Raw genomic sequence first — 26,173 nt, 5'->3', positions numbered from 1 at the left:
CCTTTCGGTTGGGATGGGCGGGCTGGTCGGGGGTCCGGCTGGGTGGCTACGGCCGTGGCTGGGTGAACAATCCCTGCTCGGTCTCGACCGGGATGCCGCCTACGACGTCAGCCTCAACCCTCGGTGGTCAGGGTGGTCTGGGGCGGCGAGCGCAACCTGCTGACCGGCAACGGACCGCAGTCCGTCGACGCGCAGGCCTCCCGGCTCGCCGAGATCGTCCGCGACTCGCGCAGTCAAGGTCAATAGCGGGGCGCGGCCCGGGATCTCGGAACTCACTCGGAATCGCCGGTGCGGGAACTCGGGGGCCAGTGAGCCGGTGTCCAGTCTCCCTCCGGGTCGGTGGTCTGGCCGACTTCGATCAGATGGCCGTCAGGGTCGCGGATGTAGCAGCGGATCTCGTACGCGTGTTGTTTCGGCGGCGTCAGGAACTGGGCACCTCGGGCGCTCCACTCCTCGTACAAGGGGTAGATGTCCCTGACGCGGATATTGAGGAAACTGCTGACCCGGCCGGAATCGCGCGGCGCCTCCAGGGTGACCGAGGGCTTGTCGTCCGTCGGGCCTCCGCCGACGTTGATGATGATCCAGCTGTTGGCCAGTGCGACATAGGTCAGGCCTCCAGGGCCGGAGTAGGCCAGCCGGCCGCCGAGCACTTCGGTGTAGAAGCGTCGAGAGCGTTCGACATCGTCCGAGACGATGAAGTGGGCCAGCACAATTCCCTCTGGCGGTGGCGGGAGATCGGCCATCTGGTGCCTCCACTTGTCGGTCTCATGCTCCGTTGATGATGTGCATTGACGGTAGGTTCCCCCTTCGAAGGGGCCGGCAATTTCATCGGCTCGCCCTCCTGGAAGATTCGCGGGCAGCTGTACACGGATGGCTCGCCGCTTAGTACTCCAGTCGGACTTCTGTATTTCTCCTGGTCAACGGCCTGGCGGTGGGGAGTGTAGCGGGGGTGTGGCATGCGCGGGACGGTGTTGGGCCGGCCGTGACGGTTTGAGTTGGCCCCACTCGGACGGTCTGAAGTGGCCCCACCCGGAGATCGATTGGGGCGGTGTGACGGTTTCAAGTGGCCCCGGCTGTCGGTGCGAACCGGCCCCACTGGCGTCGTCTGGTGGCATGATCGCGGCATGACTGCAGTGCTGCCGCGGACGATCCGGGCCGTGGACACCGATCAGCTCCTCCTGCTGGAGCAGGAAGCGGCGAGGTTGGGCTTCAGCCAGCGGCTCCCGGCCGGTTGGCTGCGGGAGCACGCCCAGGCGGCGGTGCACTATCTGTTCTCGGCGATGGAGCACTGGCTCAGTCATCGACCGGAAGTGTCACCACAGTGGCGGTGCGAGTTGTTGCTCACGGTCCGGACCGGTGAGGAGGTACTGAGCCTTTCCCAGTAACGGACCATGACGGTGTGTGATCGTTCAGATGGTGCGGTCGTACTCGAGCTGGAGCAGGACGAGGGCCGCGGCGGCGATCTTCGTGATCTGGCTGGGGTCGAGGCTGACTCTGCGCAGGGCCTTGAAGGTCGTCTTGAGCAGGGAGTTGGCGCGTTCACAGATGCCGTGGATGCCACGGATGACCTTGTTGTATGTCTGTTGCTCCTCGGTCAGCTCACCGCCGACAGGCTTCTTGTGCGGGTGGCGGAAGCCGTCGCCGGCGTTCTCGTAGCCGAGGTCGACCAGGGTCGGCATGTCCAGCTCGGCCGCGATGCGGCCCAGGGCGTCGACCAGCCCGTGGTGGCGGGCGCAGGTGGTGTCGTGCTCCCGGCCCGGGCGGACCGGCGAGACCCAGATCGGCCAGCCGTCCGGAGTGGCGATGACCTGCACGTTCCCACCGTGGTGCCGATGCTTCCCGGACCACCACAGGTCCGCCCCGTGGGGGCCCGGGGCCGCGACCCGGTCGGTGCGGATGACCGTGCCGTCCAGGTTGAGATGGGTCAGGCTGGCCGCCTTGGCCCGCTCCAGCGCGGTGGCCAGATCCGGCGCTCCGGCCGCCAGGACGGTCAGCCCCTCGTGCAGGTAGCGGTAGGCAGTGGAGGACGACAGGCCGTTGTCGCAGGCGAGTTGGGCAAGACGGGTGCCGTCGATGAACCAGCGCAGGATGAGCACGGCCTGCCGGAAGCAGCCCAGCGCGCGTCGTCCCCGGCGGGTACCGATCGTCGAACGGTGGTCCCGCAGCGGCCGGGCCAGGTGCTCGGCGGTGGACCAGCGGACATCGAGCACGGCGGTGTATGTGACACTGGTCGGCACGTGAGGCCCCTCGGTCGGATCTTTTCTGTCGCAAGATCGTTCCTACCAGGGGCCTTGCGACTGCCCGGAGTTGGGGTCTACAGGACGCAGCACAGCCCGGCGATCACAGTGAGCGACGACCGGTTACCGGGAAAGGCTCACTGAGTCTGCTGGACGTCCGGCCCGCCAGGTTCGAGGAACTGGCGGAGACGCTGGACACGACGGCGAAGGCGGACATCGCGGCCCGCATGAGGCGGGCGCTCAGCGTGCGGGAGTGGGCCGAGCGGGAACGGTGATCCTTTCCCGCGTGGAGTCGCGACTGGTCAGGGGACGGTGTGCCGCTCGAAAAGTCATCGTCGCCGGTCAAGCGATGTAGCGGTACTCGCTGATCACGCCGCCGAGGATCCGGGTCCGCAGCACTCGGCGGGCGTCGAGGGCGTGCACCGTGGCGGCGGGCCGTTCCCTGGCATCAGGCGGTAGTTGCTGCCGGGCTTGGTGAGGTCGGTGCGCGGTGGAGTGCCGCTGGTAGGCGGCCAGGACCTGGCGGGCGTGGGCCCCGTTCACAGTCAGGACGTGGTCGAGGACCTCGCGCCGGATGCCGCCGATGATTCTCTCGCCGTGGGCGTTTATCCGAGGAGCCCGTGGCGCGCTCTGGATGACGTCCGGTTTCTCGGCCTCGAAGACCGCGTCGAACGCCGCACCGTACTTGTCATCGCGGTCCCGCAGCAGGAATCGTAGGGACTCCATGCGCCTGCCCGGGTCGGCGGCGAGGTTCCGCGCCTGTTGCACGGCCCGCTCCCGGGTCGGGCGGGTGGTGACTTTCGGTGATGTGCAGGCGTCTTGTGCCGTGCTCGAGGAACACCAGTGTGTACGGCCTCGTGCCGAGCGCGGTGTCGAGGTGGGAGAAGTCTGCCGCGATGATGCCCTCGGCCTGGGCGGTGAGGAACGCGCGCCGGGTCGGGCCGGAGCGGCGCGGTGCCGGGTCGACGCCCGCGGCGTGGAGGATCTCCCAGACCGTCGAGGCGGCGATCCGCTGTCCGGGTCGAGCCGACTCCCCTTGGATCCGCCGGTGCCCCCGCCTCGGATTGTCCCGGGTCAGCCGCAGGACGAGCGTCTTGACTGCCGCTGGGGTGGACGGGCGTCCGGTGCGTCGGCGTGCGGTGTAGTCCCACTCGGCGGCGATGAACCTGCGGTGCCAGGCGAGCAAGGTGCCTGGGGTGACCGGGAAGACCTCGCGCCGGCGTCGCCGGGGTATCAGCACGGACAGGGCGGCGAACCAGAACTGGTCGCCGGCTCGTAGCGGACCGGGCCGGCTGCCGGTGCAGGACGGCGTTCTCATGCCGCAGCACGAGCAGCTCGGCGTCCTTCGCGGTGTCACGGCGCAGCAGCACCGACGGGACGGACAGCAGCCTCCGGGCCGCCCTGTACAGCAGGGACACGATCACGCGGGCATGATCCCAGGGCCGAACCGCACCACTCCCACCTGCGCCGATGACTTTTCGAGCGGCACACGGTCGAAGAAGTAGCGGGTCCGCTCGGCCAGCGCCTGCCGCCTGACCTCGCGTTGCGTCGGCTGGGCGGGGCGGCGGCGGTCGGGTGGCCCCGGGGAATCTCACCCCGGGGCTCCCACAGATCCCGGCGTGAACCTCTCGGTTCACCGGGCTCTTGTCGTCCTGGTCACCAGACAGCCGGAACCGTGTTGACCCAGATCCAGTGCGCGAAGAACCGAGGCCGCAGCCTCACCAGGGCTCCGGCAAAGTCGTCGGTCATGCGGTCAGGAGAAGGCTGACGGGGCGGTCGGTGTCGCGGGCGTGGTGTCGTAGGGCGGCGGCGATGTTCTGGTGGCCGTGGAGGCGGAGGAGGGTGATCGCGGTGTTGCGGATGCCTGCCATGACGCGGGGTGCGTTGCCGGTGCGGACCTGGGAGCGGTCCTCGTCGAAGGTGACGTCGCGGACCCAGTGCAGGCGGTTCTCGATCTCCCAGTGCGACTGCACCCATGTGGCCAGCAGCTCCGGGGGCGCGGTGCGGGCGTCCGCGCTGGTGATCAGGTAGACGATCTCGACCGTCCGTGTGCCCTTCCTGGTGACGGTGCGCCGCAGCTGGGCGACCTGCGCGGCCCCGGTGAAGTCGATCCAGGCGGGGACGGCGACGGCCTTGATCGTTCGGGTGGCGCGGCGCCCGTGTCCGCGGTCCGTTCTGGTGACAGCAGGTATCCGGGCCCAGGGCAGAGCCTTGAGCCGTGCGTACAACGACTTCTGATTGGCCTTCACGGTCAGGACGTAGTCGGCGCCGGCCTCGGTCACGAGTGCCGCGGTGGCGTGCTGGGTGTGCAGCGCGTCCATCGTGACCACCGCCCCGTCCAGGTCGAGGGCATCCAGCAGTTCTCTGGCCGCGGGGATCTCGTTGCTCTTCTCGCGCACGGCGACTTGGCCCAGTACCGCTCCCGAACCGTGCGCGAGCGCGGCGACCAGATGTGGGGCCGGGGCGTCACCGCCGCGTGCGCCCCGGACGGTCTTGCCGTCGATCGCGATGACCCGCCGGCCCGCGACCAGCGAGGCCCTCGTCGCCGCCCATGTCCCCAGGAGCGCGTCGAGGCGGTCCGCGTCCAGCCTCGCGAACAGGCGCCGCAGCGTCGACTCGTCCACCGAGCCTCGCACCAGGCCCAGCTGTTTCACGGCTACCGCTCCGGCGTCCCGGGCCCACTCCCCGATCGCCGTGAAACCCCGCGCTCCGGCCATCACCGCGCACACCGCGACCGCGATCAGAGCACTCACCGGGTGACGGACCCCGCGCCGGCGGCGCGGATCGGGCATCCGGCCGAGCAGGTCGACGAGGAGCTCGCGCTCCGGGACGGGCGTGCGAACAGGCACGCAGATGCGAGACGATGGCATGGCGCGGGCGTTGTTCCCTGGTCGGACGGAAGGCGTAGGAACCTCCATCCAACCGGACCGGAACACGCCCGCGCACCTCACCCACCCGCAAAACCACACGTCACAGGGCTACCAAACGACTTTGCCGGAGCCCTGGCAGCCTCACAGCCCGATCCCACGCGGCTTGGGCCTTCTTCCGGTTCCGCAGCCGTTTGTACTTGTTGCGCGACCACCGCATCACGTAGGCGTTGATGCGGGTCAGGAGGGGATACAGCGCCGACCGATAGAAGGCACCGTAGTAGTTCAACCAACCACGCACTACCGGGTTGATCCGTCGTGCGAGGTCCGCTTCGGAAAGGTCCGTACGCTGGTGCAGTCGCCAGGACCGCACCCGTGCACTCATCATCTTCAGAGCTTCCTTGCTGACCGCCGGGTTGAAACCGAGGAACATCTGCCCGGTCTTCGTCCGCGCCCCGCGCGCCCGGAACGTGAACCCCAGGAACGTGAACGCCGTGTGCTCATGCGAGCCGCGCCGCTTCCCGTCCTTGCAGTAGACGATCCGGGTCTTGTCCGGGTGCAGCTCCAGCCCGACCTCGCGCATCCGTTCCTTGATCGCCGCCAGCACGGTGCGCGCCCGCGACTCGCTGACGCAGTGGACCACTGCGTCGTCCACGTAGCGTTCGAACTCGACGCCAGGGAACTCCCGGGCCATCCAGACGTCGAACGCGTAGTGGAGGAACAGATTGGCGAGCACGGGCGATACCGCTGATCCCTGTGGGGTCCCGCGGTCGCGCCCCTGCAATGTCCCGTCGGGCAGTGCCAACGGTGCAGCCAGCCACCGCTTGACATACAGCACCACCCACGGCAAGTCAGTGTTCGCCTCGACCGCCTTGACGATCAGATCCCACGGCACGGAGTCGAAGAACTTCCGGATGTCCAGATCGATCACCCAGTCGTTGCTCCAGCACCGTGTCCGGCAGGTCCCGACCGCGTCCAGCGCGGACCGCTTCGGCCGGTAGCCGTAGGAATCCGGATGGAAGATCGGCTCGACCCTCGCCTCCAGCACCCCGGCCACCACCGTCTGAGCGACCCGGTCGGCGACGGTGGGCACGCCTAAAATTCTCGTGCCCCCGCCGTGCGACTTCGCGATCTCCACCGCGCGGACCGCAGGAGGGAAGTACGTCCCCGAGGACATCCGGTTCCAGATCTTGTACAGGTTGCCCCGCAGATCCTTCTCGAACTCCTCGATCGACACACCGTCCACCCCGGCTGCGCCCTTGTTCGCCCTGACTTTCTCCCACGCCTCCCAGACAGCCCGCTTCGAGATCTCGAACGGCTTGCCTGATGCTTTCAGCACGTCCACGCGACTCCTCCCGGAGCACTTCCGGTTGATCGAACAAACGGCCACGAACGACCCGGCCCCTTCGCTCCACCCCCATTACAGGGGCTTCACAGCTACTACGAACCGGTCCGCCAGCACGACCCGCGACGGTACTCAGGCCCCCTGCGGACAGCCGCAGGAGACACTCCCTCTCGCCGCCCACAGGGCGGACGGTGTCGGATCGCGCCTTCTCACGTTCCGCGTGGAACCCGCAGACCGGGCTCGCGTCGCCTCCATGCCGGACACCGCCTGGCCAGTCGACGGGCTCCCGCCAGGCTCATCCCGGGATCAAGTGGACACCCCGGTTTCGATGTCGTCTGTTTCTATTTCGACACGTCAGCAGCGATTCGCTTGCGCTCGCCTTCCCGATCCCCACCTGACGCCTCGACAGACGCCTTTTCCACATCGCTCACCACGGACGGCATTCAGCCGCCGCAGCATGTGGCGGTTTGGAGCCTCCCCCCGCAGGGCGACTCCGAAGGGCCAGAACCTTCATCTTCCACGCAGCACCGCCTCACGAAGCTCTACCTACATCGAGCTCCCTTCGGCGTTCGTGACACACCCACTTGTAGAACCACGCCTCCGACACGCCGAGCGCTCGGCAGGAGGTCCGGTGCGGAATCTTGTACTCGGTCTTCTGGTCGCTGACTACCCCGACGACGGCCGCCGGGTCCGCCTCAGCCACTTCACCCACAAGACCATGCAGCGTTTGAGGACCTTGCGCTCCATCCCCAGCTCCTTGACGTCTCTCTTCAGCTGGGCGTTCTCTCGACGCAGCCGCTCGAGCTCCTCGCTCTCGCCCGTCGGACTGGCCCCGCCTGCCTTGCGGGCCCGCGACACCCGGCTGGCCAGTGTCGTCTCATTGATCCCCAGGTCCTTCGCGACCTGGGCGACCGGCTTCCCGGTCTCGGTCACGATCCGCACGGCCCCCTCACGGAACTCCGCGTCGAACTTCCGCCTCTTCTCCGCCATGACTCCCAACTTCCCCTGCAGTCAGGGTCTCTACGCTACGAGGGAAGACTCAGCCGGTCACACCCCCACCAACGTGACAACGCCGGGCGCGGTGAAACACGGGCGCAGCACCTGCAGCAGAGCGAGCAGGGAAGGCGGTACGGTCGGACCCGAAAGCATCGGCGGCCCCTCGCAAGAGTGTTGGAGAACACCGCGGATGCTTCCGTTATGTCCGGGCCCGGCCACCGCTGCCACGCGCAGCCCGCCCGAAAATCACCTCACCGAGTCACACCACCGTCCCGCCGTTGACCGGCCAGAAAGTGCGAAACACGAGATGGACGCAAATAGTAATGAAGGCCAGAAGGGCGCCAGTGAAGGCAGACAGAGCGATGACGCCGAGCGCCGGGCGACCGAGAAATTCATCAGCGACCTGCTGGCTCGCGGCGAGGCGGTCTTCGAGGGCGAGGAGCCTACGCCCAAGACGACGCACGTGATCAAGCGCGAGGACGACGGACGGCTCACCGTCCGTCGTCTGCGCTTTTTCCACTGATTGTTCAGTCGAAGCACCGCCGGACCAGGACAAGACCCTCGCCGGTCGCGCTCCGCGTGATCTCGTGGGTCTTGAGCCGGGAGGGGTTGTCGTCGACGAACGCCGTGTCGGAGCGGTGCTCTTCGGGCACGTGGACCCGGCCGCGTCGGAAAAGGTCCTCGAGGAACGACGTCGCGACCAGTTCGGGGTCGGCAGGGCGCACCGAGCCGCCGGTAGGGTCTGAGCCTGCGATGCCGAAGCGTCGTTCCTGCGCCGGAGCGGAGAGGGCGAGTGGCTGGGTGATACCGTACGTCGCCCCCTGGACGGTGACGGCCGTCAGACCCTGATCGTCGCCACCGCCCGGCGTCGCCTCGGCGATTCCGGCACCTCGGCGTGCCACCTCCGGCTCGGTGATCGACGCGGCAGCCTCCAGGGAGAGAATGCCGTGGCGGATGAACGCCGAGCGCAGGGACTGACCGTACTTGCCGCCGTTCCGGCGCTGGTCCGCGGCGATCATGTGACCCGCGACCTGCGCGTAGTAGGCGGACACCACGGGCGCGGCCACGACAGCATCCACCAGCAGCTGTCCCGCGACCTCGGCCGCCTTGGCCAGACCGGCTTGGTCCTGCAGGTTCTGTTGCCGGAAGATCCCGGCGACGATCTTCAGGAACGCGCCGCTGAACACCCGGGAGAACGAGTGCGGCTCGCTGGAGAGCGTGTTCGCGGGTCCGTTCGGCAGCAGCTGCACCGGGTCGCGGTAGAAGAAGCTGTTCGCCAGGTTGCGCAGGCAGTCCGGGTCGACCGCGTTCGGGTGGCCCTGGCGGATCGCCCAGCCCAGTTGCTCGGCCATCCTCGACACCCGCGAGGACACTTCGATGTCGCCCTGCGTCTCGGCCAGTACCGCGATCCGCAGCGATTCCAGCCGGAGTGAACTCAGCAGGGCGCTGATGTCACCGAACGCTTCGTGCAGGGCGGCCGTCTCCGCGCTCGCCGCGTTGAACAGCTGAGGGCGCAGAGCGTCGAGGATCGCATGTCCCGTCTCGTGCTCGACGACCTCGTTGCTCTCGCATGCAGCGACGGTGACGCCTGCCACCGTGCGGCGGAAGAACCACAGGCTTCTACGGTCGTAGAAGGCGTTGAGGTCGTCTCCGGCGTTGAGGTGCGCAGTGAGGACGCGTCCGACCTGCGGATGCCACTGGGTTCCGGTCGGAACCAGCGGTCCCCAGGTCTGGCTGGCCCTGCTCAGCGAGTCGGCCGCCACCCAGTAGCGGAATGCCTCGGTGCCGGGCCCGGCACTGTCCTGCTGCGGTGCGGCTTCCGCTATGGCTGTCGGGAAGGGCTGTGTGTCGAGCTGTGGAACGGGATGCGGTACGGGCATGTTGACCTTCGGAGGAAAACCGGGGTCGTCCTCGTACACCAGAACCGTCGGGATAGCTTGCTGTTGCTGCACCGTCACAGCGCCTCCATGAGAGGGGGAGAGGATGCGGATGATGGAACCCCCCACAGGAAACTTCTGATCAAGATTCCCTCATGTTCAGTACGAGGCCCCAGTAGTCCGGTGTCAACCCGAACATGAGCCTACGGGGCCGCCCCGGCAGGCGGTGGCAGCAGACGAGCGGGCGGTCACTCTCGGCCCGTGGCTGGTGTGCGCGTGCCACTAGACCCGGCGACAGGACGGCGGCCAGACGGGTGACGGTGAAAGCGGCAGTCGCGGTACAGCCAGTGTGGTTGGCCCGCCTACGCGGGTGTGCTCCCAGGCACGGTAGGGCGGCAAGGATCAGGAGGAAGGGCGTTGTCACGTTGGCTGACCGGCCTGGGATGATCTTGGAGTTGATCGTGCCGGGGAGGGATCGTCCGTGGACAGCGCGTCGCCGTCGTACCAGGGGCACCGGTACCCGGTCGAGATCATCTCCCACTGTGTATGGCGGTACTTCCGCTTCCCGCTGTCGTACCGAGAGGCCGAGGAACCGATGCCCGAGCGCGGTGTCGTCGTCTCCCATGAGACGGTCCGCCGCTGGTGCGCGAAGTTCGGGCAGGCCTACGCCGGCGCGCTGCGCCGCCGGCAGCCCCGGCCCGGGGACACATGGCACCTCGACGAGGTCTTCATCAAGATCAACGGCGAGCGGAAGTATTTGTGGCGGGCCGTGGATGCCGACGGCACCGTCCTGGACATCCTCGTCCAGAACCGGCGGGACACCGCTGCGGCCCGGCGGTTCTTCCGCAGGCTGCTGAAGAAGACCTGCTCGGTGCCGCGGGTGATGGTCACGGACAAGCTCCGCTCCTACGGCGCGGCCCACCGCAAGGTGATGCCCTCGGTCGAGCACCGTTCCCATAAGGGCCTGAACAACCGGGCCGAGAACAGCCATCAGCCCACCCGGCAGCGCGAACGCGCGATGAAGGGCTTCCGCAGCGTCGGCGGAGCCCAGCGGTTCCTGTCCGCCTTCAGCGGCATCTCACCCCACTTCCGGCCCCGCCGCCACCGGATGACGGCCACCGGCTACCGCGCCGAGATGACCGTCCGCTTCGCGATCTGGGACCAGATCACCGGCGCCGCCGGCCGGCCCGCCGAGGCCTGAGCACCGGCCCGAAACCCGACCCCCACCACGCCCCGACGCGCTGTCAGAGATCCAGGCTCCCAACAACGTGACAGCGCCCGCGGCGGTGTCCCGGCGGTCCAGCACCATCCCGTCCTGGTCGACGGCCCGCCACAGGTACTTCTGCTCTCCGTCGATCCTGATGAAGACCTCGTCCAGGTGCCATGTGTCGCCGGGCCGGGGTCGCCGGCGGCGCAGCCCGTTGGCGTAGGCCTGCCCGAACTTCGTACACCAGCGGCGCACTGTCTCATGGGAGACGATGACGCCGCGCTCGAGCATCGGCTCCTCGACCTCGCGGTACGACAGCGGGAAGCGGAAGTACCGCCACACGCAGTGGGAGATGATCTCGACCGGGTATCGGTGCCCCTGGTACGACGGCGGCGCGGATGACACGAGCGGATCCCTCCCCGGCACGATCAACTCCAAGATCATCCCAGGCCGGTCAGCCAACGTGACAACGCCGCAGTTGGTGCCGCAGGGAGAGGATCTCGATGTCTTTGTCCCGCTCGCTCATCGGCAGGAGACGTAGCAGGGCGAAGATGTTGGTAGCGGCGAGGTAGGCCAGGCACAGCAGCACAACCGATCATGATGCCGTCCTCCCTCGCTCAGGTGAAGACAGCGGGGTAACCGGCAGCTGCATCAGAGATGGCCGGTCAAGGCCGTGGCCTGGGCGGATGATTTATCGGCACCCGCAGAGTGACGGGCCCCGTCACCCGGATGCCGTCGGGTCATCCGGCATGGCGAGGTGCGCCAGGTCTCCCGGCGGCGCACTGCGGACCGGCCAGAGCGGTGCGGGCGTGCCGTCGGCGACCGCGGCAGGCGCGTCGGTGAGGTTCATACGGTCACGGAGGCGGCCGTAGAAGTCCATCGGGCCGAGCCGTACGGCACGCAGCCTGCGCGGTGCGGCGTAGACGCCGATCCAGTCACCGGGGCCGATCACGCCGCGGAGCTGGCCGTCGATGCTGACGGCGGCGCGGCCCGAGCGCTCGAGCACCCGCAGCCCGACGGGCTCGTCCGGGGCGGCGACGACCGACCGGTTGAACGTCATGTGCGGTGCCACCGGTGTGAAGACCAGTGCCTCGGTGCCCGGCGAGACCACGGGGCCGCCGGCGGCAAAGCTGTAGGCGGTCGATCCCGTCGGCGTGGCCACCAGCAGCGCGTCGGCGGAGTACGAGGCCAGCAGCCGGCCCGCGATGTAGACCCCGACCGAGATCTGCCGGTCCCTGGCGAGCTTCTCCAGTACGACGTCGTTGAGGGCGGTCACGTCCAGCGGGATGCCCCACTCGCCGCCCGTCTCGCAGTCGGAGCGCACGCTGGTCGGGGGCAGGAGCGGGCCTCGGCCGTAGCTCATGAGCGCCTTGATGTCCGAGGGCACCTCCAGGCGGCACGAGGCACGCATGGTCAGCAGCATGCGCTGCTCCACGTCGAGCCGGTCGTCGTGCACGGCGTCCAGCGCCGTACGCACCATGGTCGTGGGCACCTCGGTCAGGAAACCCACGCGGCCGAGGTCGACACCGAGGACCAGCGCGTCGATGGCGGCCGCGAGCCGGGCCCCGCGCAGAAAGGTGCCGTCCCCGCCGAGGGTGACGACGAGGCCGGGGTCGCCGGCCGCCGCCACTTCCTGCCGGGCGCTGCGCCGTTCGCCGTCGTTCCACACGTCGACGTCCTTGCAGGCGACGGCATGTTCGGCGCACCATGCACGGACCGTGCGGGCCGCCTCCGCGGCCTCGGGACGTCCGCCGTGTACGACCATGCCGACCCGGTCCACCGCCATCTCCGCCTCCTGGACGTCCGCTCGCCCCGACTGGGCGTGGGGCTCCATCCTGGCCAGGCGCGCGTCGACCGGGCGCGGTACCACGCCGCGACGGCCCGGTACCGCGAGCGCGGTACCGGGCCGTCCGGGTGGTGCGGTGGCTGGTCAGCCCTGGCGGGCCTTGAACCGCGGATCCTTCTTGTTGATCACGAAGGTCACGCCCCGTCGGCGCACCACCTGGGCGCCGGGCCTGGACTTCAGCGAGCGCAAGGACTTGCGTACCTTCATCACGGTCTCCTTCCGCGGGGCTGCACGAGGGCGAGGGAGGCGGGTGTCATCGTTCTTCGCGGAAGAGGACGTGCTCTCCGGCGACCGGATCGTACTTGCGCAGGACGATCCGGTCGGGGTCGTTCAGACGGTTCTTACGGGTCACGTAGGTGACTCCCGTACCGGCTGCCGACTTCAGCCTGACGACGGGCCGCGCTGTGCTGCGTGCCATGAGGTGCTCCTTCCGCCACCGCCCGATCCTTTTGACTCAGGCATGCCGGCATGGGGGTGCAACGGCGTCGGCGGGCGGGATATTCCGATACGGGGGCCCTGGCACTGCTCCTGGCGATGACCGGCCCGGGTTCCTGGTCGGTGGACCATGCCGTGGGCGCGGACGCGATGTCCGGCGTTCCCTGGGCTCTGGCCGCGGCGGCCGTCGCCGTGGCAGTGGCGGCGCCCGCCCTGCTGCTGCGCCGGCGCAACCTTCGCGCCCCGGCCGCGGTCCCGGGCCCCTCGGACGGGCCCTCGTAGGGCGGGATCCGGCGCACGGTGTCGACGAAGCCCGCTCAGGCGTCCCTGATGGTCGTCCTGACGGGTGTACCGATCTCGATCGTGCGGCTGACCGTGCAGAGCCGGTCAGCCGGAGAACGATCGGAAAGATGAAGAAAGGATGCCTCAAGCGCATACGCAACGTAAGCGTGTGGTCACTTTCCAGGCGAGCGAACACGCACCCCTCGTGGCGGACGGCACCCTGTCAGCGGAGCACCGGTGGTGCGATGCTGGAGACATCAGCGATCTCCTGTCGGTCCGTGGGGTGAGGAGTTCCGCCGTGCTGCGTGTCGCCGTCGTAGGTTCCGGACCGAGCGGGTGCTACACCGCACAGAGTCTGGTCCAGCAGGACACCCAGGTGCGCGTCGACGTCCTGGACCGGCTGCCGTGCCCGTACGGGCTGGTCCGCTACGGCGTGGCACCGGACCACGAGAAGATCAAGTCGCTGCAGAACAACCTCCGCGCGGTCCTGGAGCACGAGCGGGTGCGCTTCCTCGGCGGGGTGGCGGTCGGCCCCTCAGGAGTGTCGGTCGCCCGGCTGCGGGAGTTGTACCACGCGGTGGTGTACTGCGTGGGCGCCGCCACCGACCGGCGGCTGGGCATCCCCGGTGAGGACCTGCCGGGGAGCTGGTCGGCGACCGAGTTCGTGTCCTGGTACAGCGCCCACCCGGACTCCCCCGGGCAGGGAGGCACCCCCACCGACGACGGGTTCCTGCGCGGGGTCGGGTCGGCCGTGGTCATCGGCGTGGGGAACGTCGCCGTGGACGTCACACGAATGCTGGCCCGGGGGGTGCCGGAGCTGAGCCCGACCGATGTGCCGCACGCCGCCCTGACCGCGCTCGGGGCGAGCCGGGTGACGGACATCGCCATGGTGGGCCGGCGCGGTCCGTCCCAGGCCCGCTTCACCACCAAGGAACTGCGCGAGCTGGGCACCCTGCCAGACACCGGGATCGCCGTGGACCGGGCCGAGTTGGCGCAGGATCCGGCCTACGCCGATCCCTCCGGGCTGCCCGCCCCGCAGCGCCGCAACGTGGAGGTGCTGCGTGGCTGGTCCGAGACCCCCGCACCGAGTTCCCGGCGGCGGATCCGGCTGCGTTTCTTCCTCCGCCCGGTCGAACTGCTCGCCCGGGACGGCCGCGTGGGCGCGGTGCGCTTCGAGCGGACGGTGCCGGACGGGCACGGTGGCGTGACGGGCACGGGTGCGTATGAGGACATCGAGGCGCAACTGGTGCTGCGTTCGGTGGGGTACCGCGGAGTGGCGCTGGAGGGTCTGCCGTTCGACGCCTCGGGCGGCACGGTGCCGCATCTGGCCGGGCGGGTGCTGCGGGAGGGTGCCGTGGCGCCGGGCGAGTACGTGGCGGGCTGGATCAAGCGGGGCCCGACGGGTGTCATCGGTACGAACCGGCCGTGCGCCAAGGAGACGGTGGCCTCCCTGCTGGCGGACACGGCCGCGCTGGTCCGCCGTGACGTGCCCGGGGATCCGCTGGTGGCGCTGCGTACCGAGGGGATCGAGCCGGTCGAGTGGGCCGGGTGGCGGGCGATCGAACGGGCCGAGGCGGAACTCGGCGCCTCGCTGGACCGGAACGTGGTCAAGCTGCCCGACTGGGCCTCGCTGCTCGATGCGGCGCGGAGGACGGGAGCGTAGCGGCTCGGTGGGCGCCGCCACCTGGCCGACCCCCAACGACGGCCAGGGCTCGCGGCCCCCGCGGAACATCCCGATTGTCCGGGACAGTGACAAGCCGCAGTCTCAGGTACCGCCCACGAACGCACTCACGCATCCGCCGCCGACGACCTGATCCCACTGACCGGCGTTGTCACGTTGGCTGACCGGCGTGGGATGATCTTCGGGTTGGTCATGGTGGAGGGGGACCGTCCGTGGACAGCGCGTCGCCGTCGTACCAGGGGCACCGGTACCCGGTGGAGGTCATCTCCCACTGTGTGTGGCTGTACGTCCGCTTCCCGCTCAGCTTCCGGGAGGTTGAGGAGCTGATGCTCGAGCGCGGCGTGCTCGTCTCCCACGAGACCATCCGCCGCTGGTGCGCGAAGTTCGGGCAGGCCTACGCCAACGCGCTGCGCCGACGCCGGCCCCGGCCCCGGCGACAAGTGGCATCTGGACGAGGTCTTCATCAAGGTCAACGGCGAGCGGAAGTACCTGTGGCGGGCCGTCGACCAGGACGGCAACGTGCCCGACATCCTCGTGCAGAACCGGCGCGACAAGGCCGCCGCCAGACGCTTCTTCCGCAAGCTCCTCAAGCAGACCGGCGCCGTGCCGCGGGTGATCGTCACCGATCAGCTCCGCTCCTACGGCGCGGCGCACCGTGCGGTCATGCCCTCGGTGGAACACCGCTCGCACCAGGGCCTGAACAACCGGGCGGAGAACAGTCATCAGCCGACGAGGCAGCGTGAACGCGCCATGAAAGGCTTCCGTAGTGTCGGCGGGGCCCAGCGGTTCCTGTCCGCGTTCAGCGGCATCTCACCCCACTTCCGGCCCCGCCGCCACCGGATGACCGCCCCCGAATACCGCACCGAGATGAGCACCCGCTTCGCCGTCCGGGACCAGATCACCGGCACTGCCGGCCGACCCACCACGGCCTGACCCCCAGGCCCGAAGCGCAAGCCCACCACGCCCCGACGACGCCATCAGACACTCACACACCCAACAACGTGACAGCGCCCGGGGGAGGCATCTGGGCCACTCATCGCGGCGCAGGCGAGAGCGCTCACGGTTGGTTACGCTGCCGATACGATGGGTGGTGAGCGACAGATGGTCACGCGCGGATTCACGGGACGTCCTCGACGCACGGAAGGCCCGGTCCCACCGGGGCAGTTCGTCACCAGTGACTTCCCGGTCCTCACGGCGGGCCCGACCCAGCACGTACCGGCCCGCGCGTGGGAGCTGGTGGTCACGGACGGGATCACGGAGAAGACCTACGCGTGGGCGTCGCTGCACGATCTGGGCGTGGTGGACCTGACGACCGACATTCACTGCGTCACGCACTGGTCCAAGCTGGGGACGACCTGGCAGGGCGTTCCGGTGGCGGCCGTGCTGGAGGACGCCGGGGTGGCCGACGAGCCCTACGCGCTGGTGTCCTCGTACGGCGGCTACACCACGAACGTCCCGGTGGAGGACCTGGTGGACCGCGACGCGATGGTCGCGGTGGGCTACGAGGGCGGTCCGATCCCCGCCGAACATGGCGGGCCGGTCCGGCTGCTGGTGCCGCACCTGTATCTGTGGAAGTCCGCCAAGTGGTTGCGCGGGATCCGGGTGATGCCCGAGGACGAGCTGGGGTTCTGGGAGAACGCCGGCTACCACCACCGCGGTGACCCGTTCCTCGAACAGCGCTACTACGGTGACTGACCGTTCAGCCATGCCACCGCGCGTGCGACCCGTTCACGGCTGGCGAGCCGCCACCGTCGCCGGTACGGCGCGTGAGAGCGCCTCGGCGCGCACCATCCGGCTCGCCGTCGCCGGCTGGCCGGGGCATGTCGCCGGCCAGCACATCGACGTCCGGCTCACCGCCGAGGACGGGTACCAGGCCACCCGCAGCTTCTCGCTGTCCTCCGCGCCCGGGGAGGCCCCGCAGATCACCGTGGAACGCGTGGACGACGGCGAGGTGTCTCCGTACCTGGTCGACGTCGCCACCGACGGTGACGCCCTGGAGATCATGGGACCGGTGGGGGGCTACTTCGTATGGCGGCCCGGCGACGACGTACCGCTGCTCCTGGTCGCCGGCGGCTCCGGCATCGCGCCGATGCGCGCCATCTGGCGGGCCGCCCGCGCTCACGGCACACCGGTGCGACTGGTGTACTCCGCGCGCACCGCGGACCGGGTCATCTTCGCCGACGAGCTGCGCGGTCCCGACGGGCCGGAGAGCACCGTCCATCTGACCCGGGAACGGGCGGCGGGGTTCGAGCACGGCCGGCTGAGAGCCGAGCAGCTGAGCGCGCTGCTTCGTCCCGGTGGTGTTCGCGAACCGCGGCTGCGGGCTTACGTATGCGGCCCGACCGCCTTCGTCGAGGAAGCCGCCCGCGGGCTGATCGGCGCCGGCTTGGACGCCGACTCGTTGAGGACCGAGAGGTTCGGATAGGAGGCCCGCAGTGAACGCAGAGGAAGACCTCCTCTCGGTGCCCCCGGAGGACGGCTATGTGGACGGCAACGCCGTCGCCGGGGCGATGTCGCTGGCCCTGGGCCGGGACGCGACCACGATTGTCCTGCAGTGCGCCGAGTGCGGGGATCGGCACCGCGTCGCCGAGACCAGGGTCTATCTGCGCTGCCCCGGCATGGTGGTGCGCTGTCCGGCGTGCTTGGCGTGCGAGGTGCTACTCGTCGACCGGCCACGCCGGCTCCAGCTCACCCTGATGTCGATCCGGATGCTGGAGCTGCCGTGACCCCCGCCTCGCCGGGCGACGAGCGAGAGGCGGCGGCCAAGCGGCGCGCTCGGGCGGCCCGGTCACTGGCGTGCGCGGACATCGTCGACGCCCTGGGACGAATCCATCGGCACCGCGCGCACATTCACGACCTCGTCACTCCGACACCGGGCCGGGTCCTGTTCGGCCCGGCGGTCACGATCTCCTTCTTCCCCTCCTGTTCGGTGATGATGGACCCCGAGACGCACACGTTCGGCGCTCTGCTCCGGCAGGCGGTGGGCGTCGAACCCGACGGTGGCCGGGGGAAGGTGCTGGTGCTGGCCAGCAACGGCCACCGCGACGTCTCCATCGGCGGCGGCACCAAGCTTTCCCTCCTGACGCGCTACGGCCTGGCCGGTGTGCTCACCGACGCACGGCTGCGTGACTTCGCCCAGCTGCAGTCCCACCCCTTCGCGGCCTACTGTTCCGCGGAGGCCGTGCGATGGGGCGGCGATGTGATCACGCCGTACCAGGCGAACGTGCCGGTCGTGGTCGCGGGGGTGGGCGTGCACCCGGGGCAGTACGTCTTCGCCGACGACTCCGGCGCGGTGGTGATCCCCGAACCCGACATCGACGCCGTACTCGACGGAGCCGCGGCGGTGAGCAAGGAGGAGGCCGCGTTCCGTGCCCAGGTCGAGCAGGAGCGCACGACCACGTAGCCGACACGGTCGGATCGCGCGGTTCCCAAGCCGACCACGACCGGCTGGGGTCCCGAGCGCATCGCACGTGCCTGGACCGAGCTGATGAAGCGCCTCGGATAGCGGCGGTTCGTCGCTCAGGGCGGCGACTGGGGCGCGCTGATCTCGGATCTCATGGGCGTACAAGCGCCTCCGGAGCTGCTCAGAGTGTGGCCATCACTCCCTACGGGCGTACACGAATGACTGTCTTCCCCTCGCGTCGCTCGGTTGAGTTGAGGGTTGCAACCGCGTTGTCGAGGGACGCGGTGGTTCCGATGTTCGTACGCAGCCGCCCGTCCCGGACTCGCTGCACGATCTCACCCAGCTGGGTGAGATCGGCCTCGACAACGAAATCGATCGCCAGGCCATCAGCGGGGCGGGCCTCGACCGGGCCCACGACCGACACCAGCGTCCCGCCGGTCTTGGTCAGAGCCGCAGAGTTCCTCTGGACGTCGCCGCCGATGACATCGAAGACCAGATGGACGCCCCCGACGTCTTTCAGCGCGTCGTTCTCGAGGTCGACGAACTCATGCGCGCCGAAGTCGAGCGCCTTCTCACGGTCGGCGGCGCGTCCAGTGCCGATGACGTAAGCGCCGGCCTCACGCGCGAGCTGGGTCACCATCGTCCCGACTGCTCCGGCTGCGCCATGGGCGAGGACGGTCTGGCCGGCCTGAAGACGGCCGTGCTGGAACAGCCCCTGCCACGCGGTCAGACCCGAGATGGGCAGGGACGCGCCTACCGTGAAGTCGACGTCGCCGGGCAGCGGTGCGAGGTTGCGTGCCTCAATCGCCACGTACTCCGCGAGGGTGCCGTCGCGGTGCCAGTCGGCGAGGCCGAACACCCGCTGCCCGACCGACAGCCCCGTCGTGCCGTAGCCGAGGGCGGTGACCACTCCGGCCAGCTCGTGGCCGGGGATCGACGGTGTCTTGTCACGGCCGGCGCGATCGGTCCAGGTCGATGGCCACTCCATCTCTGTCGGGACGAAGCCCGATGCATGAATCTGAACGATGACGTCGTTGATCGCTGTGGGCGGCTCAGGCCGCTCCGTCAGCGTCATCCCGGCCGTTCCCGCGGCCTGGTCGGTTACCACAATGGCTTTCATTGAGATCGTCCCCTTCCTCGTATGAGCTCGTAACACGATCACGAGCGGTGGTTGCCGTGGTGGGCCGCGACCTTCTCGATCTGCTCGTACTGCCCCTCAAACCCGCCGAAGTCGTCCACCGCCGCCGCGGGCACCCCCAAGGCGCCGGCCTGCACGCGCAGGGCCTTCGCCATCGTGTGCAGGGCGGGCGCGAGTCCGTCGCCGAGCCGGGCCGCGATGACGTTAGGGGCGGCGTCCTGGTCGAGTTCCCCGACCGCCGTCAGGATCTCGGCGGTCAGCGCGGCGGGCGCCTGCTGGTGGTCGGTTCGTGGTCATCGCGGTGGCTCCTCGCTTCGGGCCGCCCTTCGGTGGGCGGTGATCGAGGGAGCAGCGTGCACGGGACCTCCTTGTCCGCGGTCTGACGGCCGCCGGTAGCGAGCGTGGTCTAGGAGAAACGCGGCGGTGGTCGGGGTGTGGCCGGCCTGGACAAGGGGTCATGGTCGGGCTCGTGGTAGGGCCGACCATGGTGGACAAGGGGGCCGGGTTTGGCCCTTGCAGCCCGATTCGTCACGTCCGGGCGGGGAGGGAGAGCTCTCCCGCCTCTATCCACAGGCCGGCGGGCGGACACTGCCGGGGACGTCGTCGTGATCGGCACGGCGACCGTACGTCAGGAGCTGCCCATGTCCCCTATCGTTCCCTCGCGCCCCCGCATCTGGTCCAGCTGGGCTTTGACTACGTCCTGGCGGTGGAGACCGGAGACGATGCCCAGGCCGCGCGGCTCGCGCCGAGGTGGAGCAGCTGCCAGGGCTGCTGCCGGGCATCGCGGAACTGGTCGTTTTCCCCGTGACCGCGTTGTCCGACGACACCGACCCTTGCGCCGACTCCTTCGTCCTAGGGCCTGTTCGGGGTTCAGATCATGGGAGGGCCGGCAGGCTGCGTAGCCAAAGGACGGATCCACGCAGGTGGAGTCCTGCGGCGTAGCTCTCGGGTGCCTTGTCGTAGCGGGTGGCCAGCCCCCGCCATTCCTTGAACTTGTTGATGGCGCGCTCGACGGTGTTGCGGTCTTTGTAGAGCATGGTGTCGTGGCTGACCGGGCGGCCGCCGGAGCGTCCCTTCTTCCTGCGGTTCGCCACCTGGTCCTTCTTCTCCGGGATCACCGCCTTGATCCCTCGTTTGCGCAGGTGGGCGCGGTTGGCGCGGGAGGAGTACGCCTTGTCGCCGGCGACCGCGTCCGGCCGGGTCCTCGGGCGGCCGGCCGGGACACGCGCCTTGACCTTCTCCAGGACGGGGATGAAGCGCGGGCTGTCCGCGGCCTGCCCGGGGGTGAGGACGATGGCCAGCGGGCGGCAGCGCCGCTCGACGGCAAGGTGGACCTTGCTGGTGAGCCCGCCTCGGGAGCGGCCCAGTTCGGCGGCCCGCAGTCGGGCCCTGTGGCGTCGGCGCACGGCACGGCGCTGTTCCCGCTCGGGGTCCCCGCCGTCCGCGGCCCCGTCTCCTACGGGGTCGTTTTGCCCCTTTGCTGCAGCCCCTTTTCCTCCGTCGCAGCCTTCTCCAGGTCCTCCAGGAGCTCCGGGTCGACCACCATGCCCGCAGCGTGGTGATGCGCACGGGCAACGGTCGAGTCCACGCTGACCAGGCTGAGATCGACGTCGTCACGGGCCGCCGCCTCGGCGATCATCCCGTCCATGAGCGCCTGGAAGACCCCGTCACGCGCCCACATCCGAAACCGGTCGTAGACCGTCGACCAAGAGCCGTAGCTCTCCGGCACATCCCGCCAGGGGCTGCCGGTACGGAACCGCCACATCACCGCGTTGAAGTAGCTGCGCAGGTCAGGGATCGGCCCGGACACCCCCGGCATCGCCGCCGAGGGCCTGGGGGAGGTGTACTTCCGCGACGGCGGCCGCCGCGCGCACGGCCTCGGCGTGGAGTTCACCGACGTTGAGCGGATCGACATCGACCTGTAGGGCCGGGTCGCGCCGTCAGACCGGGGGAGGCTGCGCAGCTGTGCGTTCGGTTGTGGGTGGCTGCGGATCACCGCCGGGGCCGGCGCCCAGTGCGCGGCGACCGGTGGCCGGGCGTGCGGGCATCGGGTCGCCGGCGGCCGGGGCGGTGGGCAGGCGTTCGGCGGCGAGCTGGGCGCGTGGCGCGGGCGGCAGCTCCGCTTTGGTGGCGGTGCGGGTGGGTCCGGTGCCCAGCGGGCGGCGGTCGGTCATGCCGGATTCTCGCCCGGCGCGCGTTGTTCTTCCTCACCGGGATCGCCGTGGGCGGCGGCGGGCCCCCGGGTGGGCACGGGTCGCGTGCGTGCGAGGCGGAGAACTCCGCTGAGCACCGGGCGGTGGCCTGGGCGGCGGCGCTGCCCGGCCCGGAGCAGGGCGTCGGGGCCCGGCGGAACCGGGCCGGTACGGCCCGCAGAAGCCCCGTAAAGGGGGCTCTCAGGGAAGTAGTCGGCGCGCTCGGCGCCCCTTGACCACGCTTGTGAGGTGCGGGTTTTCCCGTCAGGACCGGGATTGGTGAGGCGCCCTGCGAAACACCTTGTGGGGCCCCCGGGAGCGCCGTGCCGGGCGCCTTGGCAGACGCCCTCGCCACGCCGCTACGGTCCGTGAGAGGTGCGTGAGGGCAGCGTCCGGCGGCGAGTCTATGCAGGGGTGTTGTCGGCTGCTTTCCGCCGTCTTTTCGCTGGTCACGGTGGGGCGAGTGCCTGTCTGCTGCTGACATGAGGGTGACACGGGCACCGGGGCTCATTGTCACGGCGGGGTATATCCCGTGGTGGTTCACTGACTCGACTTTCGACGTTCTGACAGGTTTGGGCGATCAGGCTGCGTCGGCCGCGGCCCATGCCTGCTGGACGGCGCGGATTTCCTCGTCCGTGGGCCGGCCTGAGCGGGTAGGCGTAAATCGGGCGGCGATGATCACCCGGCGGAGCTTGGTGACCATGTCGGACAGGGACGGCTCGGCCTTGGTGGTGTACCACGGGGCCCGCTCGCGGCGCTGGGCGGCATCGGCCGGGTGATGGCCGTGCAGCGCGTACCAGACCACGGTGATCGTGTAGCAGTACAACGCGAACGGCACGGTGCGTTCCACCGCGTGGCGGGTGCGGCTCTGGGCCTGGCCGGCCCCGAGCAGGTCGCGGGCCTCGGCGAAGGTGACCTCAATCGACCAGCGACACGCGTAGCGGGTGACCAACTCCGAAAGCGGCGTGTCCAGGTCGGTGGTGACCAGGGCCAGGTCGTAGCCGCTGACGGTGTCCCCATCGCGCAGGAGGATCACGCGGACGGTGCGGGTGTGGAACGAGCCGTACCACAGGCAGGTGATCTCGGCCAGGTGGACGGTATCGGTGCGCTGGTAGCGCGTGACCTCGAATGCGGCGAAGACGGCCCGCTCGGCCAGGTCCTTCGCGGTGCCCAGCCGCTTGCCCTTCAGAGCGGGTCGGCCGCGGCGTCCGGTGGGCGGCGGGGCGAGGTCGTACAGCACCGCCGAGGCGGGCAGCCGCGTGGTGAACGTGCAGGTCGCGGGCAGAGCCCGGAGCGCCCTGCCGTGGTAGGCGGCGTCCGCGACGACGTGGATGCGCCGCCGGTAGTGGCAGGCGGCCAGCAGGCGGATCATGGACGCGGCCAGGTCGACTTTGGACTGCTCCTGCTTCGGGCGCCACAGCCGGGCCATCACCGGCAGGCACACCGGCCGTGCCAGGAACGGCAGTTGAACCACGATGCCGACCACCACGAAGCAGGTCCCGCGCCCGACCGGCCTGGGTCCCCTGGCCGCGCCGTCGTGCTGCCAGGCCGCACCGTGCACCTTCTTCCCGTGCCGCTTGAACAGCGTGTCGTCCACCGCCACGGTCAGCACCGCGCCCTCGGGCAGCAGTCGGCGCACGATCAGATGGGACAGTGAGATACCCAGGATGTCCGGGTTCCAGGCTGTCGCCGGCCAGCGCGGCCAGATGACGTCACATCACCCGCCTGGGCGACCCACACGACGATCAACGAAAACGTCGAAAGTCGAGTCACTGACACGGGGCGGAGATATCGCAGGTCTGTGCCCCCGGCGAGCTGCCGGGCGGCTGTCGCTCGTGCCGGCTCGCCCTGCCCGCGTGGGGACTCTGGCCTGGGCGGGTTTCCTAAATCCGACCGCGACTGAGGCGGTCGGCCCACGAACGCGAGGCGGCCCCGGACCGACGGGCCCGGGGCCGGGGTGGCGGTGGCCGGAGTGCTACGCGGGGTTCTGCGGGGACGGGGGGCCTGCGGCGATGCGGGCCCCGACCAGCTGCCCGACCTGGGCGGCGGTGCGCAGCACTTTCACGGTGGTCCGGAAACTTAAGAAGCTGTTGTCTTTTCGATCTTGAGCGGTGGCGGTCGAACGCGGGTTCCCGGTCGGGTGATCCTGCCGAGGCCAGGGCATGAAGACGGGGCCTCCTGAACAACTCGTGGGTGTCGAATCCATAGAGCAACAGGAGGCCCCGGTGCCGCAGTCTTCCGTGTCAACGGGCGGGCAGTCCAACCCGGCTGCTCCATCGTGTGAGTGCCTCGCGCACGTGTACGGCAACGCGGCCGACCGGCCCGAGCGGCAGCGCCGGTACCCGACCGACCTGACGGACGCGGAGTGGGCCGAGGTCCGGCCGCTGCTGCCGGTGCCCGCCTGGCTGGGCGGCCGGGGCGGCCGGCCCGAGGGCTACTGCCACCGCGCGATACTGGACGCGATCCGCTACCTCGTCGACAACGGAATCAAGTGGCGGGCGATGCCCGCCGACTTCCCGCCGTGGGACCGGGTGTACGCGTTCTTCCGCCGCTGGCTCGAGAACGCCCTGATCCAGGAGTTCCACGACCGGCTGCGCGCGCAGGTCCGCAAGAAGCTGGGCCGGGACGCGGAGCCGACGGCCGGGGTGATCGACTCCCAGTCCATCAAGGCGGACGCCGTGGTCGGCGCCGACAGCCGCGGCTTCGACGGCGGCAAGCTGATCAACGGCCGTAAGCGGCACGTCGTGGTCGACACCCTCGGCCTGCTGCTGGGCGTGCTGGTCACCGCCGCGGATGTCGGCGACCGCGCCGCCGCCCAGGTCCTGCTGGCGCGGGTGGCCGCCGCCCACCACCGGCTGGAGCTGGTGTGGGCCGACGGCGGCTACACCGGCAGCCTCATCGAGCACTGCCTGGCCACGTTCGCCCTGGTCCTGGCGATCGTCAAGCGCAGCGACGACATGCGCGGCTTCGTGGTGCTGCCCAAACGGTGGATCGTCGAGCGGTGTTTCGCCCACCTGATGCAAAGCCGCCGCCTGGTCCGCGACGTCGAGCGCCGCACCAGCAGCGCCGAGGCGATGGTCTACTGGTCGATGACCCTGCTCATGACCCGCCGCCTGGCCCGGCCACCCCGCGGGCAGGCGTGAACCGGCCCGGCTGCTGCTCGGCCAGCCAGCCGCGGGCCACCAGGCGCTTGGCCTTCGACCGCAGCGCCTCCACCCGCGCCGGTACCACGTCCATGCCGAACCCTGCGGCCAGTTCCTGACAGGTCACCGGCCCCTGCCCGAGCCGGGCCCGGTCGGCTGCCACCTGCAGGATGCGCTGGTAGTCCACCGGCAGCGCCGACCGGGCAAGTCCCTCGCGCCACAGGGGCACCTGCGACTGAATCGCCCTGGGTTTGATGGAGACATCGAAGACCCGGAAGGATGCCGACCATGGCTGCCCCCAAGAAGTACTCCGACGAACTGCGTGAGCGCGCGACACGGATGGCGGTCGAGGCCCGCCAGGACCCCGCCGGCCGGACCGGAGCAATCCGCCGCATCGCCGAACAGCTCGACGTCCACCCCGAGGCCCTGCGCACCTGGGTCAAGCGGGCCGAGACCGACGAGGGCCTGCGCGAGGGCACCACCAGCGCCGACGCCGCCCGGATCGCCGAGCTGGAACGCGAGAACAAGGAGCTGCGCCGGGCCAACGCCATCCTGAAGTCCGCCTCGGCTTTCTTCGCCGCGGAGCTGGACCGCCCACTGCGCTGAAGGTCGCCTACGTCGACCAGCACAAACAGGAGTTCGGCGTCCAGCCGATCTGCGAGGCCCTGAAGGGCACCGACGCCGAGATCGCGCCGAGCACCTACTACGCCGCCGCCAGCAGGCCCCCCAGTGCCCGCAGCCTGCGCGATGCGCGGCTCACCCAGGAGATCCGCGTGCTCCACGCCGCCAACTACGGCGTCTACGGCGCCCGGAAGATCCACGCCGCGCTGCGCAGAGCCGGGCGGAACGTGGCCCGCTGCACCGTGGAACGCCTCATGCGCGAGGCCGGCCTGCGCGGCGTGAGCAGGGCTAGGGGCCCGCGCACCACCCGGCCGGCTCCCGAGACCGGCCGCCCCGCCGACCTGGTCAAACGCGAGTTCACCGCGAGCGGACCGAACCAGCTGTGGGTCGCGGACATCACCTACATCCGCACCTTCTCCGGCTGGGTGTACGCCGCGTTCGTCATCGACGTCTTCTCCCGCATGGTCGTCGGCTGGCAGGTCGCCACCAGCCTCTACACCGACCTCGCCCTCGACGCCCTGGACATGGGTATCTGGCGCCGCCGGCGCGACGGCGCGGACCTGGCCGGACTGGTCCATCACTCCGATCGCGGCGTGCAATACCGCGCCCTGCGCTCCACCGAACGCCTCGCCGATGAGGCCGCCGTGGCATCGGTCGGCTCACGCGGCGACTCGTACGACAACGCCCTCGCGGAGGCCTTCAACAGCCTGTTCAAGGCCGAGCTGATCCGCAATAAGGGCCCGTGGACCGGCATCAACGACATCGAGATCGCCGTGGCGGAGTACATCGACTGGTTCAACCGGCGACGCCTCCACGGAGAGCTCGGGCACCTCCCGCCCGCCGAGTACGAGGCCCTCCACACTGCATCACCCACACCAGAACTCACCCTGAAAACCAGCTAAC

General features: G+C 69.8%; 26 protein-coding genes and 7 pseudogenes. 14 read left to right on the top strand and 19 right to left on the bottom strand.

The features are described from left to right. Window positions 1–123: 123 nt before the first annotated feature. The gene (locus tag AC6F7H_RS33110) at window positions 124–246 is read left to right on the top strand and encodes a hypothetical protein (protein WP_500762278.1); all 123 of its coding nucleotides are present in this window, start codon (window positions 124–126) and stop codon (window positions 244–246) included. Window positions 247–272: 26 nt separating this feature from the next. On the opposite strand, the gene AC6F7H_RS33105 is transcribed toward AC6F7H_RS33110, so the two are convergent. After that, the gene (locus tag AC6F7H_RS33105) at window positions 273–743 is read right to left on the bottom strand and encodes a VOC family protein (protein ID WP_500762276.1); all 471 of its coding nucleotides are present in this window, start codon (window positions 741–743) and stop codon (window positions 273–275) included. Between the two features lie 381 nt (window positions 744–1,124). Here AC6F7H_RS33105 and AC6F7H_RS33100 point away from each other — a divergent pair. Next, window positions 1,125–1,376, top strand: a pseudogene (locus AC6F7H_RS33100) (hypothetical protein); the annotation flags it as partial. A 33-nt stretch (window positions 1,377–1,409) separates the two neighbouring features. Here AC6F7H_RS33100 and AC6F7H_RS33095 read toward each other — a convergent pair. From AC6F7H_RS33095 to AC6F7H_RS33070, 6 genes are all read right to left on the bottom strand, one after another. Beyond that, window positions 1,410–2,237, bottom strand: coding sequence for an HARBI1 family protein (locus AC6F7H_RS33095; RefSeq protein ID WP_500762274.1), 828 nt, complete (start codon window positions 2,235–2,237; stop codon window positions 1,410–1,412). Window positions 2,238–2,579: 342 nt separating this feature from the next. Further along, a complete protein-coding gene (locus tag AC6F7H_RS33090) occupies window positions 2,580–2,963 on the bottom strand; it encodes an integrase core domain-containing protein (RefSeq protein ID WP_500762271.1) in 384 nt (127 codons plus the stop codon). Next, complete coding sequence (locus tag AC6F7H_RS33085; protein ID WP_500762269.1) at window positions 2,926–3,555, bottom strand: helix-turn-helix domain-containing protein; 630 nt, start codon at window positions 3,553–3,555, stop codon at window positions 2,926–2,928. The genes AC6F7H_RS33090 and AC6F7H_RS33085 overlap by 38 nt, the downstream gene beginning before the upstream one ends. Window positions 3,556–3,982: 427 nt before the next feature. Further along, window positions 3,983–5,107, bottom strand: coding sequence for an ISAs1 family transposase (locus AC6F7H_RS33080; protein ID WP_500754596.1), 1,125 nt, complete (start codon window positions 5,105–5,107; stop codon window positions 3,983–3,985). A 100-nt stretch (window positions 5,108–5,207) separates the two neighbouring features. Next, a complete protein-coding gene (gene ltrA, locus AC6F7H_RS33075) occupies window positions 5,208–6,443 on the bottom strand; it encodes a group II intron reverse transcriptase/maturase (protein WP_500762267.1) in 1,236 nt (411 codons plus the stop codon). A gap of 672 nt (window positions 6,444–7,115) precedes the next feature. After that, complete coding sequence (locus AC6F7H_RS33070; protein WP_500762265.1) at window positions 7,116–7,439, bottom strand: transposase; 324 nt, start codon at window positions 7,437–7,439, stop codon at window positions 7,116–7,118. Window positions 7,440–7,752: 313 nt separating this feature from the next. On the opposite strand from AC6F7H_RS33070, the gene AC6F7H_RS33065 reads away from it, so the two are divergent. Beyond that, window positions 7,753–7,968, top strand: coding sequence for a hypothetical protein (locus tag AC6F7H_RS33065; RefSeq protein WP_500762263.1), 216 nt, complete (start codon window positions 7,753–7,755; stop codon window positions 7,966–7,968). 4 nt (window positions 7,969–7,972) lie between these two features. Here AC6F7H_RS33065 and AC6F7H_RS33060 read toward each other — a convergent pair whose 3' ends face one another. After that, window positions 7,973–9,403, bottom strand: coding sequence for a gluzincin family metallopeptidase (locus AC6F7H_RS33060; protein WP_500762261.1), 1,431 nt, complete (start codon window positions 9,401–9,403; stop codon window positions 7,973–7,975). Between the two features lie 400 nt (window positions 9,404–9,803). On the opposite strand from AC6F7H_RS33060, the gene AC6F7H_RS33055 reads away from it, so the two are divergent. Continuing rightward, window positions 9,804–10,523, top strand: a complete 720-nt coding sequence (locus tag AC6F7H_RS33055) for an IS6 family transposase (protein ID WP_500762259.1) — start codon at window positions 9,804–9,806, stop codon at window positions 10,521–10,523. Window positions 10,524–10,601: 78 nt separating this feature from the next. Here the strand turns inward: AC6F7H_RS33055 and AC6F7H_RS33050 are convergent. From AC6F7H_RS33050 to rpmG, 5 genes and pseudogenes are all read right to left on the bottom strand, one after another. Beyond that, window positions 10,602–10,934, bottom strand: a pseudogene (locus tag AC6F7H_RS33050) (IS6 family transposase); the annotation flags it as partial. Window positions 10,935–10,983: 49 nt separating this feature from the next. Further along, complete coding sequence (locus AC6F7H_RS33045; protein WP_500762257.1) at window positions 10,984–11,118, bottom strand: hypothetical protein; 135 nt, start codon at window positions 11,116–11,118, stop codon at window positions 10,984–10,986. 132 nt (window positions 11,119–11,250) lie between these two features. Continuing rightward, the gene (locus AC6F7H_RS33040; protein WP_500762553.1) at window positions 11,251–12,315 is read right to left on the bottom strand and encodes an NAD(+)/NADH kinase; all 1,065 of its coding nucleotides are present in this window, start codon (window positions 12,313–12,315) and stop codon (window positions 11,251–11,253) included. Window positions 12,316–12,459: 144 nt separating this feature from the next. Then, entirely contained in the window at window positions 12,460–12,582 is a 123-nt protein-coding gene (ykgO, locus tag AC6F7H_RS33035) for a type B 50S ribosomal protein L36 (RefSeq protein WP_019525784.1), read from the bottom strand. Between the two features lie 46 nt (window positions 12,583–12,628). Beyond that, entirely contained in the window at window positions 12,629–12,793 is a 165-nt protein-coding gene (gene rpmG / locus AC6F7H_RS33030; protein WP_500762254.1) for a 50S ribosomal protein L33, read from the bottom strand. Window positions 12,794–12,909: 116 nt separating this feature from the next. On the opposite strand from rpmG, the gene AC6F7H_RS33025 reads away from it, so the two are divergent. The 7 genes and pseudogenes from AC6F7H_RS33025 (at window position 12,910) to AC6F7H_RS32995 (ending at window position 18,176) form a co-directional block, all read left to right on the top strand. Further along, window positions 12,910–13,092 (top strand): hypothetical protein, encoded by a 183-nt coding sequence (locus AC6F7H_RS33025; protein WP_109383500.1) that lies wholly within the window; start codon window positions 12,910–12,912, stop codon window positions 13,090–13,092. 298 nt (window positions 13,093–13,390) lie between these two features. Then, window positions 13,391–14,755 (top strand): FAD-dependent oxidoreductase, encoded by a 1,365-nt coding sequence (locus AC6F7H_RS33020; protein WP_500762252.1) that lies wholly within the window; start codon window positions 13,391–13,393, stop codon window positions 14,753–14,755. Window positions 14,756–14,985: 230 nt separating this feature from the next. Then, a pseudogene (locus tag AC6F7H_RS33015) lies at window positions 14,986–15,706 on the top strand (IS6 family transposase). 150 nt (window positions 15,707–15,856) lie between these two features. Further along, window positions 15,857–16,468 carry a molybdopterin-dependent oxidoreductase gene (locus tag AC6F7H_RS33010; RefSeq protein WP_232839339.1) on the top strand — a complete coding sequence of 204 codons (612 nt, stop codon included), beginning with the start codon at window positions 15,857–15,859 and terminating at the stop codon, window positions 16,466–16,468. Window positions 16,469–16,490: 22 nt separating this feature from the next. Continuing rightward, on the top strand, window positions 16,491–17,198 hold the full coding sequence (locus tag AC6F7H_RS33005) for an FAD-binding oxidoreductase (protein ID WP_258382466.1): 708 nt from the start codon (window positions 16,491–16,493) through the stop codon (window positions 17,196–17,198). A gap of 10 nt (window positions 17,199–17,208) precedes the next feature. Next, on the top strand, window positions 17,209–17,499 hold the full coding sequence (locus tag AC6F7H_RS33000) for a DUF6510 family protein (protein WP_500762249.1): 291 nt from the start codon (window positions 17,209–17,211) through the stop codon (window positions 17,497–17,499). Then, window positions 17,496–18,176 carry an RraA family protein gene (locus AC6F7H_RS32995; protein WP_500762247.1) on the top strand — a complete coding sequence of 227 codons (681 nt, stop codon included), beginning with the start codon at window positions 17,496–17,498 and terminating at the stop codon, window positions 18,174–18,176. Before AC6F7H_RS33000 ends, AC6F7H_RS32995 begins: the two co-directional genes overlap by 4 nt. A gap of 202 nt (window positions 18,177–18,378) precedes the next feature. Here AC6F7H_RS32995 and AC6F7H_RS32990 read toward each other — a convergent pair whose 3' ends face one another. The 3 genes and pseudogenes from AC6F7H_RS32990 to AC6F7H_RS32980 all read right to left on the bottom strand — a co-directional run bounded on the left by AC6F7H_RS32990 (window position 18,379) and on the right by AC6F7H_RS32980 (window position 21,133). Continuing rightward, complete coding sequence (locus AC6F7H_RS32990) at window positions 18,379–19,296, bottom strand: NADP-dependent oxidoreductase (RefSeq protein ID WP_500762245.1); 918 nt, start codon at window positions 19,294–19,296, stop codon at window positions 18,379–18,381. A 38-nt stretch (window positions 19,297–19,334) separates the two neighbouring features. Beyond that, window positions 19,335–19,469 carry a hypothetical protein gene (locus AC6F7H_RS32985; RefSeq protein ID WP_269809385.1) on the bottom strand — a complete coding sequence of 45 codons (135 nt, stop codon included), beginning with the start codon at window positions 19,467–19,469 and terminating at the stop codon, window positions 19,335–19,337. 720 nt (window positions 19,470–20,189) lie between these two features. Continuing rightward, window positions 20,190–21,133: pseudogene (locus AC6F7H_RS32980) on the bottom strand (IS5 family transposase). Between AC6F7H_RS32980 and AC6F7H_RS32975 the strand changes: the two are divergent. After that, window positions 21,132–21,239 (top strand): annotated as a pseudogene (locus AC6F7H_RS32975) (telomere-protecting terminal protein Tpg); the annotation flags it as partial. The pseudogenes AC6F7H_RS32980 and AC6F7H_RS32975 overlap by 2 nt on opposite strands. 15 nt (window positions 21,240–21,254) lie before the next feature. Here AC6F7H_RS32975 and AC6F7H_RS32970 read toward each other — a convergent pair. Both AC6F7H_RS32970 and AC6F7H_RS32965 read right to left on the bottom strand, forming a co-directional pair. Beyond that, window positions 21,255–21,488, bottom strand: a complete 234-nt coding sequence (locus tag AC6F7H_RS32970) for a hypothetical protein (RefSeq protein ID WP_500762244.1) — start codon at window positions 21,486–21,488, stop codon at window positions 21,255–21,257. A 598-nt stretch (window positions 21,489–22,086) separates the two neighbouring features. Then, window positions 22,087–23,214 (bottom strand): IS701 family transposase, encoded by a 1,128-nt coding sequence (locus AC6F7H_RS32965; protein WP_500762551.1) that lies wholly within the window; start codon window positions 23,212–23,214, stop codon window positions 22,087–22,089. A 589-nt stretch (window positions 23,215–23,803) separates the two neighbouring features. On the opposite strand from AC6F7H_RS32965, the gene AC6F7H_RS32960 reads away from it, so the two are divergent. Continuing rightward, window positions 23,804–24,649 carry an IS5 family transposase gene (locus AC6F7H_RS32960; protein WP_500759068.1) on the top strand — a complete coding sequence of 282 codons (846 nt, stop codon included), beginning with the start codon at window positions 23,804–23,806 and terminating at the stop codon, window positions 24,647–24,649. Here AC6F7H_RS32960 and AC6F7H_RS32955 read toward each other — a convergent pair. Further along, a pseudogene (locus AC6F7H_RS32955) lies at window positions 24,606–24,887 on the bottom strand (hypothetical protein); the annotation flags it as partial. The gene AC6F7H_RS32960 and the pseudogene AC6F7H_RS32955 sit on opposite strands and share 44 nt — an antisense overlap. A 50-nt stretch (window positions 24,888–24,937) precedes the next feature. Between AC6F7H_RS32955 and AC6F7H_RS32950 the strand changes: the two are divergent. Then, window positions 24,938–26,172: pseudogene (locus tag AC6F7H_RS32950) on the top strand (IS3 family transposase). The last annotated feature ends 1 nt before the right edge of the window (window position 26,173 follow it).

This window comes from Streptomyces sp. MMS24-W38 (genome assembly GCF_059889265.1).
The sequence above is the reverse complement of the archived record's forward strand: the minus strand, read 5'-3'. Positions and strand labels throughout refer to the sequence as shown.

What these genes read in the sequence shown, in the direction of transcription:
- AC6F7H_RS33105 (WP_500762276.1), bottom strand. Translation starts at nt 743, where the DNA reads ATGGCCGATCTCCCGCCACCGCCAGAGGGAATTGTGCTGGCCCACTTC.
- AC6F7H_RS33090 (WP_500762271.1), bottom strand. Translation starts at nt 2,963, where the DNA reads ATGGAGTCCCTACGATTCCTGCTGCGGGACCGCGATGACAAGTACGGT.
- AC6F7H_RS33085 (WP_500762269.1), bottom strand. Translation starts at nt 3,555, where the DNA reads ATGAGAACGCCGTCCTGCACCGGCAGCCGGCCCGGTCCGCTACGAGCC.
- AC6F7H_RS33080 (WP_500754596.1), bottom strand. Translation starts at nt 5,107, where the DNA reads ATGCCATCGTCTCGCATCTGCGTGCCTGTTCGCACGCCCGTCCCGGAG.
- AC6F7H_RS33070 (WP_500762265.1), bottom strand. Translation starts at nt 7,439, where the DNA reads ATGGCGGAGAAGAGGCGGAAGTTCGACGCGGAGTTCCGTGAGGGGGCC.
- AC6F7H_RS33065 (WP_500762263.1), top strand. Translation starts at nt 7,753, where the DNA reads ATGGACGCAAATAGTAATGAAGGCCAGAAGGGCGCCAGTGAAGGCAGA.
- AC6F7H_RS33040 (WP_500762553.1), bottom strand. Translation starts at nt 12,315, where the DNA reads ATGGCGGTGGACCGGGTCGGCATGGTCGTACACGGCGGACGTCCCGAG.
- ykgO (WP_019525784.1), bottom strand. Translation starts at nt 12,582, where the DNA reads ATGAAGGTACGCAAGTCCTTGCGCTCGCTGAAGTCCAGGCCCGGCGCC.
- rpmG (WP_500762254.1), bottom strand. Translation starts at nt 12,793, where the DNA reads ATGGCACGCAGCACAGCGCGGCCCGTCGTCAGGCTGAAGTCGGCAGCC.
- AC6F7H_RS33025 (WP_109383500.1), top strand. Translation starts at nt 12,910, where the DNA reads ATGACCGGCCCGGGTTCCTGGTCGGTGGACCATGCCGTGGGCGCGGAC.
- AC6F7H_RS33010 (WP_232839339.1), top strand. Translation starts at nt 15,857, where the DNA reads ATGGGTGGTGAGCGACAGATGGTCACGCGCGGATTCACGGGACGTCCT.
- AC6F7H_RS32990 (WP_500762245.1), bottom strand. Translation starts at nt 19,296, where the DNA reads ATGAAAGCCATTGTGGTAACCGACCAGGCCGCGGGAACGGCCGGGATG.
- AC6F7H_RS32985 (WP_269809385.1), bottom strand. Translation starts at nt 19,469, where the DNA reads ATGGCGAAGGCCCTGCGCGTGCAGGCCGGCGCCTTGGGGGTGCCCGCG.
- AC6F7H_RS32970 (WP_500762244.1), bottom strand. Translation starts at nt 21,488, where the DNA reads ATGACCGACCGCCGCCCGCTGGGCACCGGACCCACCCGCACCGCCACC.